The organism is Synechococcus sp. H55.9 (assembly GCF_047462355.1).
Lineage (GTDB): Bacteria > Cyanobacteriota > Cyanobacteriia > Thermostichales > Thermostichaceae > Thermostichus.
Map to the genome: position 1 here is coordinate 20,271 of NZ_JANSJB010000004.1, position 11,775 is coordinate 32,045.

General features: G+C 61.7%; 9 protein-coding genes. 6 read left to right on the top strand and 3 right to left on the bottom strand.

What is annotated here, in order from left to right; translation table 11 throughout:
- Window positions 1-3,132 (top strand): hypothetical protein (locus NW857_RS01140; RefSeq protein WP_414367751.1); only part of this gene is annotated, 3,132 nt, incomplete at its 5' end.
- A gap of 23 nt (window positions 3,133-3,155) precedes the next feature.
- On the opposite strand, the gene NW857_RS01145 is transcribed toward NW857_RS01140, so the two are convergent.
- The 3 genes from NW857_RS01145 to NW857_RS01155 all read right to left on the bottom strand — a co-directional run bounded on the left by NW857_RS01145 (window position 3,156) and on the right by NW857_RS01155 (window position 7,215).
- Complete coding sequence (locus NW857_RS01145; protein ID WP_414333096.1) at window positions 3,156-4,787, bottom strand: alpha-D-glucose phosphate-specific phosphoglucomutase; 1,632 nt, start codon at window positions 4,785-4,787, stop codon at window positions 3,156-3,158.
- Between the two features lie 117 nt (window positions 4,788-4,904).
- Window positions 4,905-6,191, bottom strand: a complete 1,287-nt coding sequence (gene arsJ, locus NW857_RS01150; RefSeq protein WP_414367753.1) for an organoarsenical effux MFS transporter ArsJ — start codon at window positions 6,189-6,191, stop codon at window positions 4,905-4,907.
- Between the two features lie 13 nt (window positions 6,192-6,204).
- Complete coding sequence (locus NW857_RS01155) at window positions 6,205-7,215, bottom strand: ArsJ-associated glyceraldehyde-3-phosphate dehydrogenase (RefSeq protein WP_414333099.1); 1,011 nt, start codon at window positions 7,213-7,215, stop codon at window positions 6,205-6,207.
- Window positions 7,216-7,454: 239 nt separating this feature from the next.
- Between NW857_RS01155 and NW857_RS01160 the strand changes: the two genes are divergently transcribed.
- The 5 genes from NW857_RS01160 to NW857_RS01180 all read left to right on the top strand — a co-directional run bounded on the left by NW857_RS01160 (window position 7,455) and on the right by NW857_RS01180 (window position 11,773).
- A complete protein-coding gene (locus NW857_RS01160; RefSeq protein WP_414337250.1) occupies window positions 7,455-8,138 on the top strand; it encodes a DUF2232 domain-containing protein in 684 nt (227 codons plus the stop codon).
- 88 nt (window positions 8,139-8,226) lie between these two features.
- Window positions 8,227-8,811, top strand: coding sequence for a hypothetical protein (locus tag NW857_RS01165; protein WP_414347827.1), 585 nt, complete (start codon window positions 8,227-8,229; stop codon window positions 8,809-8,811).
- A 62-nt stretch (window positions 8,812-8,873) separates the two neighbouring features.
- Window positions 8,874-10,058 (top strand): pyridoxal phosphate-dependent aminotransferase, encoded by a 1,185-nt coding sequence (locus tag NW857_RS01170; RefSeq protein ID WP_414334453.1) that lies wholly within the window; start codon window positions 8,874-8,876, stop codon window positions 10,056-10,058.
- Window positions 10,059-10,206: 148 nt separating this feature from the next.
- Entirely contained in the window at window positions 10,207-11,007 is an 801-nt protein-coding gene (locus tag NW857_RS01175; protein ID WP_414337251.1) for a ParA family protein, read from the top strand.
- A gap of 1 nt (window position 11,008) precedes the next feature.
- Complete coding sequence (locus tag NW857_RS01180; protein ID WP_414347822.1) at window positions 11,009-11,773, top strand: hypothetical protein; 765 nt, start codon at window positions 11,009-11,011, stop codon at window positions 11,771-11,773.
- Window positions 11,774-11,775: the final 2 nt, after the last annotated feature.

Sequence of the window (11,775 nt, forward strand, 5' to 3'; positions counted from 1 at the left end):
GCCGAGGCCCAATCCTCCCCGCCTGCTGTGCCCTTGACGACGGCAACTGGATCTCCTGCGGCCTCTGGTTCTGATCCTGGAGCTTCTGGATCCCTGCCACCCAGCACCCCTCCTGAAAAGGCCCTCACGCCAGAAGAGCTAAACCGGCAGCGGCTGCAACGGCTTTTGGCCGAAGGGGCGGCGGCCCACGCCCGGCGGCAGGCACAACAGGCCCAGGCAACGCCGTCTTCCCGGCCCGCTTCAGCAGCGACGCCCCCTGCAACCGTTCCGACTCTGGACTCCCTCGGCTCCCCCCGTTCCCAAGCTGCTGCCCTGCGGATGGAAGAAGAACCCCGGCTGCGTCCCACCGAGACTAGGCGCGGCCTAGGATCCACTGGCGAGAGCCCGGCCACTGCTCAAGGGCAAGCGGAGCTGGGTGAGGCCTCCGGCCCGCTGTCGCCAACCAACCGGATCCCGCCTTTCCCCCAGACCGTTCCTTCCTTGATCTCGCAAGCCGGTGGGAGCTTGGCGATCCCTGCGTCGGGAGGGACGGGAACCACTCAAGGGGGAAGCGAAACCGGAACAGAAGCTTTTGTTCCTACTGTCGGTTCCCCCCTGGCCCCTCAACTGCTGGAGCAGTTCCCGCTTCTACGGGATCTGAGCACCGAGACGGCGGGGAACGTTGACCTAGGCCGAGTGGGGGGATCCCAGATTCGCCAGCAGCTGGCGGCCACCGCCACCAGCCAACGGCAGATCCCCCTCGACCCGGATCAGATCAACGTCAGTGGGGATGTGCTCAGCTACATCGCCGAACAAGACCTGGGCATTGCCGAGGGAAACGCCCAGATCCAACTGGCGGACGGCACCCGCATCACTGGCGAGCGGCTGTTGTTTTACCGGCGGGAACGGCGCCTGCGCAGCGAGGGCCCCTTCCGGATGGAACAGCCCCCTGGCCCCCAGGGTCGCGGCATCCGGCAAATCGAGGGGCGCAACTTGGATCTGGACATCCCCAGGCGGTCTGCCCAATTTGAAAACTCGCTGGTGATCCTGCCGGGGGAGGAGCCGGGCACCCAGGTTTTTGTGCGCAGCCAAGAGACCACCGCCCTGTTGGGGGATCAGATTTTTTTTGAGAAGGCCACCGTCACCACCTCGCCGAAGCCGCCCATCACCCACTACGTGCAAGGGGATCGGGTGGAGGTGTTTCCCGATGACCGGGTCATCGTTTACGACGCCCGCGTCTTTGCCGGCGGCGAGCTCAGCGAAGAGGGCGATCTGCGGGCGGGGCTGCAGATTGCCTACTTGCCTCTTTTCATTTACAGCCTGCGGGATCACCAGTGGGTGCTGCCGGGGCGCAGTGAGGCGGAAGGGGTGTTTGTCAAATCCAGTTGGGCCTATCGCTTCGACGAGTACAACTTCGGTGGCCTGCGGCTGGATGTCCTGCAGAAGAAAGGCCTGGGCATCGGCTTTCTACACGACTACATCCTCCCCATCCCCGACAGCGTCAACTACGGGCGGGCCCAGTTTTACCTGGTAACCGAGGCCGACCAGCGGCGCTTCTCCAGCCGCTTCCGCCTCGACCACAACTTCGACTTCTACGCCGCCAACCTCCTCGGCCAAGAGGGCCAACTGCGGGGCCAGCTCAACCTCAACCTGGACAACACCTACCGCCCTGCCGGCGGGCGTAACGACAACGCCGACCTGCGCCTCAACACCACCTTTCAGGGGGATCTCTCCACCACCACCCTCAACATCAGCCGCAGTGGATCCCAGGAAAACGGCACCTATAGCTTTCCCCTCACCCTCAGCCACATCCAGCGCTATGGGGGCGTGCCTTGGCTGCAATCGGATCTGCGCCTGGACTACAACCAGCGGGTGAGCGTCAAAGATGGGCCGGATTTCGCTGATGCGCGGCTGACGCTGGGTGCCCAACTCACCCCACCCGGCTGGGGAGGCACCTACCGCCTCAACTACCGCGCCTACAGCAGCTCCAACGGCGACACCGAGCCGCGCCGCAACTTCGAGCTGGCCTTCAATCCCGATCTCCTCCGCATCACTCCCGATATCTCCCTCAGCAACGCCCTCACCCTGACCCAAGAGCAACAGCCAGATCGAGAAGTGGGATCCGGCCTTAACTTTTTCAATCGCTACGAGCTGCGCTCCAGCCTTCAATTCAACGACATTCAACCGGCTCCCTGGATCACCTTCATGCCCGGCTCGATCGACTACACCCAAGTCCTGTACTCAACCCCCGACCAGGAATCCACCGTCAGCCTCAACCCCCGCCTCAGCCTCAAGCCCGCCGACTGGAACACCATCGATCTGCGCTACAGCCGCACCTTCTACGGCAACAATTCCGCTCCTTTTCAAACCCTTTCCGTCAGCCCCAAGGATGTGGATCGCCTCAACGCTAACATCAGCTTCTTTACGCCGCGCGACTTCCTGCTCAACGTGCCCCCCGGCTACATTGCCTTTGAAGATGACCTGCCCGGCGAGCTGCCCATAGCTCTGACCTTCCCGGACGACACCCCGGAGGACTTGGAAGCGATTGCCTCCCGCAACTTGCAGGAGCTGCAGGCGGAAGTAAAAAACCTGTTGCGCTTCGACACCACCCTTGGCTACGACTTTGTCGCCCAAAGGTGGGACACCCTCAACGCCAACTTTACCTGGAACACCACCCCTGAGCTATTCAACATCCAGGTGCAAACCTCCTACGACCTCAACGAGGGGCAGTTACAACCGATCCGTCTGGAATATCGAGGGCGCAGCAGCACCACCTTCAACCGGGAGCAGCGCTCGGGTCTAGATAGCTATGAGCCGGGGATCAGCTACGCGCTGCAGGCGGTTTACGATCCGCGGCTAGGCCAGATCTCTACCTATGGACTGGAGTTGGATGCCACCCTCGGCACGCAGTGGCAAAACCACTGGCGGCTCCGCCTGGGCCTGACGGAGGCAGGGATCCGCCGCATTGAAGTGCGCCGCGACCTGCGGGATTTCGAGCTGCGCTTGGCCTACGATCCGCTGGCGGAGTCGCTGCGCCTGGAGGGGATCCTGGTGGCTTTCCCCAGCCGTCCGGTGGGCCTGACCCAGGAGCGGGGGGAGTTTCAACTGACCTCTCCGGTGGGTGCATTCAGCCTGGATAGTCTGGCCCGCTGATCCGGAGTTCTCTTAGGTAAGGACTAGGTAACGACGTCTGGCTGCTGCCGACCCGTGCGGGCGCGAATCTGGGCAAGGTGATCGGCCAGTTGAATCTGCTCGGCCAGGGCCACCTGGGGATCCAAGCCATGCCGGGCGGGATCCAGCTCCAGTCGCTCTAGGTATACCCGCAGAGTGGCCCCTTGGGTGCCCGTTCCCGAGAGACGGTAAATAACACGGGATCCATCTTCAAAGCCGATGCGGATCCCTTGGTTACGGGTGGTGCTGCCGTCCACGGGATCGGTATAGCTGAAGTTGTCGGCATAGGTCACCCTGTGGGATCCCAAACGCTGGCCCACCCACCCGGGCAGGGAGCGCTGCAGGTTTTCCATAAGGGCCTCGGCCACTTCCACCGGCAGGCCCTCGTAGTCGTGGCGGGAGTAGACGTTGCGTCCGTAGATGTGCCAATGTTCCTCCACGATCTGCCGCACCGGCTGCCGTCGGACGGCCAGAATGTTCAGCCAAAACAGGACGGCCCAGAGCCCATCTTTTTCGCGGATGTGGTGGGATCCGGTGCCGAAGCTCTCTTCCCCGCAGAGGGTCACTTTGCCGGCATCCAATAGGTTGCCGAAGAATTTCCAGCCGGTGGGGGTTTCGTAGCAAGGGATCCCCAACTTGGCTGCCACCCGATCCGCCGCTTGGCTGGTGGGCATGGAGCGGGCAATTCCCACCAAGCCCTCCCGGTAGCCGGGCACCAGGTGGGCATTGGCTGCCAGCACGGCCAAGCTGTCGCTGGGGGTGACGTAGAATTGGCGGCCCAGGATGAGGTTGCGATCCCCATCCCCATCGGAGGCCGCCCCGAAGTCCGGCCCGTCTTCCCGAAACAGCAGCTCCAGCAATGAGCGGGCATGCACCGGGTTGGGATCCGGGTGTCCGCCGCCAAAATCCGGCAGGGGCTGCCCGTTGAGCACGCTGCCCTCTGGCGCTCCCAAGGATCCCTGCAAAATGGCGCGAGCATAGGGGCCGGTGACGGCGTGCATGGCGTCGAAGGCGATACGGATCCCAGAGGCCAGGTAGTCGCGGATGGCGTCGAAATCGAACAGGCGCTGCATCAGGCCCAAGTAATCGGCCACCGGGTCGATGACGGACACCGTCAGGGATCCCAGCCGTTGCTCGCCCAAGCACTCCAGATCGACATCGGCAGCTTCCAGGATGCGGTACTCCCGGATCTGCTGGGTACGAGCGTAAATGGCCTCGGTCAGCTTCTCCGGGGCAGGGCCGCCGTTGCCGATGTTGTACTTGATGCCGAAGTCCCCTTCTGGGCCGCCGGGGTTGTGGCTGGCCGAGAGAATGATCCCCCCATAGGCCCCGTATTTGCGGATGAGACAGGAGACCGCCGGCGTGGAGAGGATCCCTCCCTGCCCCACCAGTACCCGCCCCATGCCGTTGGCCGCCGCCATCTTGAGCAGAACCTGAATGGCCTCCCGGTTGTGGTAGCGGCCATCTCCTCCCACCACCAGAGTTTGGCCGGCGGATCCCTCGAGGACATCAAAAATGGATTGGAGGAAGTTTTCCAGGTAATGGGGCTGCTGAAACACGGGCACCGGCTTGCGCAGCCCAGAAGTGCCGGGTTTTTGGCCAGGGAAGGGAGTTGTGGGAACGATGCGCAGGCTCATAGGCTGCCGGAAATGCTGCTTGCCCTTCTACTATCTCATCTATCTCCCCCTTGGGCGGGGTTCGGGCGCAGAGTCCTTTCCCCTCCTCCACTTGATGGATGGGATCGAGCTCAGTTTTCAATCGCCTGGCTTAACCACCCACTCCACCGGCGTTTTGCTGGGATCGGGCAACTTCAGCGAGAACAGCCCCGCCGCCAAGATCAACAGGGTAGAAAACCAAAGGCAGCCCACCAAGCCATAAAGCTGGAAGAGGATCCCGGAGGTCACCGTCCCCAGCAGGCGCCCACCGGAATTGGCCATGTAGTAAAAGCCCACGTTGAGGGCGACATCGTCATCTTCTGTATAGGCCAACACCAGGTAGGAGTGCACCGCCGAGTTGAAGGCGAAGACGATCCCAAAGAGGATGAGGCCGCCGGTCACCACCCATTCCGGCGGCAGGCCGGCCATAAAGGCGGTGGCAATGAGCGCCGGCACTGCCGTCAAGGTCAACGTCCAGATCTGAATGGTGCGAGCCTTGGGCGCGCGGCCCGGGCGCCCTCCCCCCAACAGTTGCGGCGCTACAAACTGAATAAAGCCATAGCCGATAACCCAGATGGCCATGTAGCTGCCCACCTGCATAAACGTCCAGCCCAGCTCGTCGTAGAGGAACACCGGCAGGGCCACCACAAACCACACATCCCGCGACCCAAACAGGAAAAAGCGGGCCGCCGAGAGAAGGTTGATCTCTTTGCTCTTGGAAAAGAGGCGCTTGAAGGGGATCTTGGCCTTGACCTTGCCCATATCCGCCGGCAGCAGCGCCCCGGAGCAGAAGATCAAAGCCAGCGCCCCCGCCTGCACGAAGTTGGCCATGCGGAAGCCCAGGGGATCCCCGTAGATCTCGGTGAAGATCTGCAGCAGGGCCGCCCCCACAAAGAACCCCACCCCCTTGAGGGCGTTCTTGGATCCCGTCAGCATGGCCACCCAGCGGAACAGGCGGGACTCGGCCTCCTTGGGCACCACCAGGCGGATGGCGCTTTTGGAACTCATCTTGGTGAGATCCTTGGCGATCCCGGCCAGAGCCTGGGCCGTCATTACGTAGGCCACCTGGCCCCAGATCGGCCACTGCAGGTTGATCACCCCCAGCATCACCAGGCCGAAGATCTGAATGGCAATGCCCCCGTACAGGGTGAGCCGCAGGCCAAACAGGGATCCAATCCAGCCGCCCAGAAAGTTGGTGATCACCCCGAAGATCTCGTAGAAGAGAAACAGCATGGCAATCTGAATCGGGGTGAAGCCCAACTTGTGGAAGTGCAGCAGCACCAACATGCGGATGGCGCCGTCGGTGATGGTAAATCCCCAGTAGGCGGCGGTTACTAGAGCATAGTTGCGCACTGCGGCAGCTTGGGCACTTGAGACAGCAGTCATGGGCAGGTCTCCTCTATAAGCTGAGAGCCACTTTGCGGGCCAATTCCGCCATGCGGTTGGCGTAGCCCCATTCGTTGTCGTACCAGGCCAGGATCTTCACCTGGGTGCCGTCCACCACCATGGTCGAGGGGGCATCCACAATGCTGGAGCGGGGATCCCCCTTGAAATCCACCGAGACAAGGGGCAGCTCCTCATAGCCGAGGATGCCCTTGAGTTCCCCCTCGGCTGCAGTCTTCAAGAGGTGATTGACTTCTTCCACGCTGGTGGGCCGCCTCACCTCGAACACGGCGTCGGTCAAAGAGGCATTCAGCAGGGGCACGCGCACCGCAAGGCCGTTGAGCTTGCCGTTGAGCTCAGGGTAGATGAGGCCGATGGCCTTAGCCGAGCCGGTGGTGGTGGGCACCAAAGACAGCAGAGCCGAGCGCGCCCGCCGCAAATCCTTGTGCGGGGCATCCACCATACTTTGGGTGTTGGTGACGTCGTGGACGGTGGTGATCACCCCGTGTAGGATGCCGATCCCCTCGTGGATGACCTTCACCAAGGGGGCCAGGCAGTTGGTGGTGCAGGAGGCGGCTGTGAGCAAATGGTGGCGGCCCGGATCGTAGAGGTGGTCGTTGATGCCCATGACGATGTTGAGGGCCGCCTCATCCTGGACGGGGGCAGCCACAATGACCTTGCGCACCCCCGCTTTGAAGTAGGCGTCCAGTTCTGCCGCCTTGACAAATTTGCCTGAGCACTCCAGCACCAGGTCGATCCCCAAATCGGCCCAGGGGACTTCGCCAGGAGATTTGTACTCGCTGAAGGTGAGGGCTTTGTCTTGGATGCGCAGCCCTTGGCCGGATGCCTCGATGTCGATGTTCCAGCGGCCCTGCACCGAGTCGAACTTGAGCAGGTGAGCTGCGGTGGCAGGCCCGCCTTTGATCTCGTTGATGTGGGCAAATTCCAGCTCCGGCCAGCCCCAAGCCGCCCGCAACACCAACCGTCCGATGCGGCCAAAACCGTTGATGCCCACCCGCACTGCCATGTTGATTGATCCCAAAATCGTTCAGTAGGGATCCCGCCTTTTCAAATGAAGATCCCGCCTCGACATTACCAGAACGCCCCACTCATTTCAAGACAAGTTGATGGAACCCACAAGGGATCCGCTGGGGTGGTGGGCATCGACAACAGGGTTCCTCCCCCAGCCGTTTTACATCAAATAAACGGTTGCGCCCAACCCGGCAAGCGGTGACCTAAGCTGGGAAAAGTCGTGCGTTTCTGGATGTGCCCTCGCCGCCTCAGCCTTCTGTGCCGGATGACTTTCCTCCCCTCCCCCCGCCCCCTCCCCGCTCTCCGGCCTTGAGGGTGGTGGAAACAGCTTTTTTGGCCAGCACCGCCGCTTTGATCTGGATCTTGAGCTACACGCCGCTGGCTCCCTTTATGCGTCTGTTTTTCCCCATTCCGGTGGCGCTGGCGGTGATGCGCTGGGATCCCCGCACCGGGGCGATGGCCCTGGTGGTCTCCGCCCTGTTGCTGACAGTGCTGATGGGGCCCACGCGCAGCATTCTCTACGTCATTCCCTATGGCCTGCTGGGCTACGGGTGTGCCCGCCTCTGGCAGCAGCGCTTCTCTTGGTATGTCTCGGTAGCCAGCGGCGCTGCCCTCAGCGCTTTCGGCCTGGTTTTCCAGTTGTTGCTCTCCTCCCTGCTGGTGGGGGAAAACCTCTGGACTTACGTGACCATCCAACTCACCGGCCTGACCAACTGGCTGCTGGATGTGTCCCTGGCCAGACTAGGGGTGTACTGGGTGGCGGAACCCTGGATGGTTCAGGTGGTGGTGGTGGCATTCATCGCCTTTAACTCCCTCATCTATGTGTTCACGGTGCATCTGGTGGCCGCTCTGGTGATGGAGCATTTCCGCTGCCCGCTGCCGCCGCCACCGAAGTGGGTGCAATTTTTGCTGGATTAGCAGCCTCCCATACTTCTGAGATGGCCGCTGTCATGAGATAGACTTGTAAGCCCTACTCTTTTGGCCTTCCGTCCTGTTGCTGACTCCTATGAATCCCCTGCCCCCGCCCGCTCACCCCTACCAGTTCCGTGCCTTGGGCCTGATCAAGGGATCCCTAAAAGCGATCCCCAAGACCTATGCGCAGGCGATGTTGGTTGCCAGCGATGGCGTGGAGTATCCGGCCACCCCTGGCCGCGCCGAGCTGCTGCGTCCTTTCACCCACTGCATCGAGAGCGGCCACACCTACTGGTACTACGTGCAGCCACAGCCGCGGTCGGGAGGCGCCCTAGGTCTGAGCGTCATCCGCATTCTGGCTCTGCCGGAAGAGGAGGCAGATCCAGAGCTGGAGGATGAGCCTTTTTTGCCTGCCCCCGAAGATGCAGAGGAGGGCTTCAACATTCGCGGCATCGTCGAGCCCCACGATGGCTTTGTTGAGATAACCGTGCGGCGCAAGCCCCAAGGGAACAAGCAATTTCCGCCCTTACAACTGCGCTTGGAGGGGTTTTTGCCAGGAGCTGTTGCGGGCGAGTTTTGGGATCTGTTAGCGGAGCGGGAGGGCCATGAGCTGCTGCTGGTGGATGGCAGCCGCCTCTTGACAGCAGTAGCCCAGCCTCAGAACCCCTCAGAATCGTGACGTCCTCCCGTCACTGACCGCAAGGAAAGTTAAAATTCTCAAAACAAAGAGTTTCCTGACTGATGGTGTCTGCTGCCGGCTTGTCCCAACGGGTCGCCCATCTATCCTCGTCGCCCACGTTGTCCATTACAGCTCTGGCCAAAGCCATGCAGGCAGAGGGTGTGGATGTGTGTAGCTTGAGCGCCGGCGAGCCGGACTTCGATACACCTGAGCACATTCGGGCGGCGGCCATCCGCGCCCTGGAAGAGGGCAAAACCCGCTACGGCCCCACCGCCGGGATCCCCGCCCTGCGCCAGGCGGTGGCGGACAAGTTGCGGCGAGAAAACGGCTTGGACTACAGCCCCGACCAGATCCTGATTAGCAACGGCGGCAAGCAAACCCTGTTTAACCTGGCCATGGTACTCCTGGATCCCAGCGACGAGGTGATCCTGCCCGTCCCCTACTGGGTCAGCTATCCCGAGATGGTGGCTTTGGCGGGGGCCAAGGTGGTGCGGGTGCAGACAGAAGAGGCTCAGGGGTTCAAACTCACCGCCGCCCAACTGCGCCAGGCCCTCACCCCCCGCAGCAAGTTGCTCATCCTCAACTCGCCGGCCAACCCCACCGGCGCCGTTTACCATCGGCAGGAGCTGGCAGCCTTGGCCGAGGTGATCCTGTCTGTCCCCCATCTGTATGTGGTCTGCGACGAGATCTACGAAAAGCTGATTTACGGACAAGCCTGCCACATCAGCCTGGGATCCCTTTGCCCTGACTTGGTGCCACGAGTGATCCTCAGCAGCGGCTTTGCCAAAGCCTATGCCATGACCGGCTGGCGGGTGGGCTACTTGGCCGGGCCCAAGCCCATCATCGACGCCGCCATCAACCTGCAAAGCCACAGCACCTCCAATGTCTGCACCTTTGCCCAGTACGGCGCCCTGGAAGCCCTGACCAGCCCCCTGTCGGCAGCGGCGGTGGAAAAAATGCGGCGAGAATTTTGGCAGCGGCGGGATCTGATGCTGGAGGGGATCCGCGCTCTGCCGGGAGTGACTTGTCCAGAGCCGGAGGGCGCCTTTTATGTGTTTGTCAACATCGGCCAAACCGGGCTAAGTTCGGTGGAGTTCTGCCAACGGCTGCTCCAAGAACATCACGTCGCCGCCGTGCCGGGCCTGGCCTTCGGGGCAGATGCCTACATCCGCCTTTCCTATGCCGCCGATCGCGCCACCCTGGAAAAAGGGCTGCAGCGGCTGCACCGGTTTGTGTCTTCCCTTTGAGGATCCAATTTGAGGATTGATAAAGAGCTGATCCAGCGGATGGATCCCTGTAGGCCATCCTCAGCCGCGCAGTCCCTATCTAAGGTGTAAACACTATTGCTTAACCCTAGCTATAGTGTTAGGGGATGGGCTACGAGGGGGATAACGCATGTCTGGCAGAACGGCGCTTGTCATCACCGTCGCCTGCTTGAGTGGGGGATCCGGAAAGACCACAGCCGCCCTCAACTTGGCCATCATGCTGGCAGAGCACGGCAAGACCTTGGCCGTCGATTTTGATCCGCAGGGCAACCTGAGCCAGTGGCTGGGCTGGACAGATTTGTCGGAGTCGGCCACCATTGCCGAGACGATTTTGCCAGGGGCGGATCGGGTTCACATTCGGGAGATCATTCGTCCGCCGCTGAATGAGGATCGCCAGGAGCGGCTGTGGCTGGCCCCCAGCGACTACAGCCTGTCGCGAGCGATGGACGCGATTGTGATGGAGCCGGGGCGGGAGCTGTTTTTGAAGCGGGCTTTGCGACCGATTTTGTCGGAGTATGACTTTTTGGTCATCGACAGTCCCCCCTCGAAAGGGCTGCTCACCTACAACAGCATTCTCAGCGCCGATCTGTTGGTGGTGCCGACGGAATGCACCCAAAAAGGGGTGATGGGGGCCCTGAGTACCCTGGTGCTGCTGAAGGAATTGGAGGAGCTGGATTTTCAGGTGCCCAAGTTTCTGGGGGTGCTCCCCACCCGGGAGCAATGGGTGGGCAACAACCGCACCAAAATGTCGCGGGCAGCGGTGGAAGCCCTGGCGGAAATGATGCAAGGGATCCCCATTTTTACCCCGGTGCGGCAAAGCACGGTGGTGCAGCAAACCAACAGTATGGGCTGGTCGTTGGCAGAGGCCGGAGAAGAGGTTTTGGCCCAACCTTATCGCGAGATCCTTGAGGCGGTGTTGAGGTCTCGCTAAGATGGCTACCACCAAAAAGCCCCCCAAGAAAAAATTGCCCACTGGCCCTACCAAGGCCGATCTGCTCTCGCGCATGGGGGTGAATAAACAGCCAGAGCTGCCCGAACCTGTGCCTGTCGATTGCGTGGATGCTCCGCACCGTCCCAAAGACAACAAAGAGACACAGCCTCTGGATCTGCCTCGCCCTGGGGCAGTGGGTGTCGAGCCGGAGCAATCTCCCGTGGCCTCGCCCCGTCAGGGCTGTGCTGCCACAACCCCGCCAGAGGCAGAGCGGATCCCTCTTTTGGCCGATGCACCCTTCCCACCTGAAGCGCCTTCTCTGGGTGGAGATCTTGACGTGGATCCTCTGCCCGTCCTGTCGCCGGCTCCGGTCGAGCAGGTCAACCCGGCCAAATGGGCTACGCTGCCGACTGAAGGGCAAGCCGAGCTTCTGCCCCCTGCCACCACCTGTACCGGCGATGGAGTTCACCAAAACGGTGCCGCCAAGCCAGCGGATCCCCGCGAGGCCCTCGATGCCCAACTGGGCCTGCAAAAGCTCACCCTCAAATGGTCTATCAAGAGAGTACAAAAGCTGGGATCCCTGCAAAGCACCACCGGGCTGCCGGGCGAGATTTTGCTGGAAGTCCTGCTGGATCATTGGGAACGACTGCCCAAAGCATTGCAACAAGAGTGCCTGCTGCAGGCCCACCGCATTCGCGTGGAACGGCTGGTGGTCAGCCAAAACTTCACCATCGCCACCATTGAGCAACTGCTGAGCAACTGTTGAAC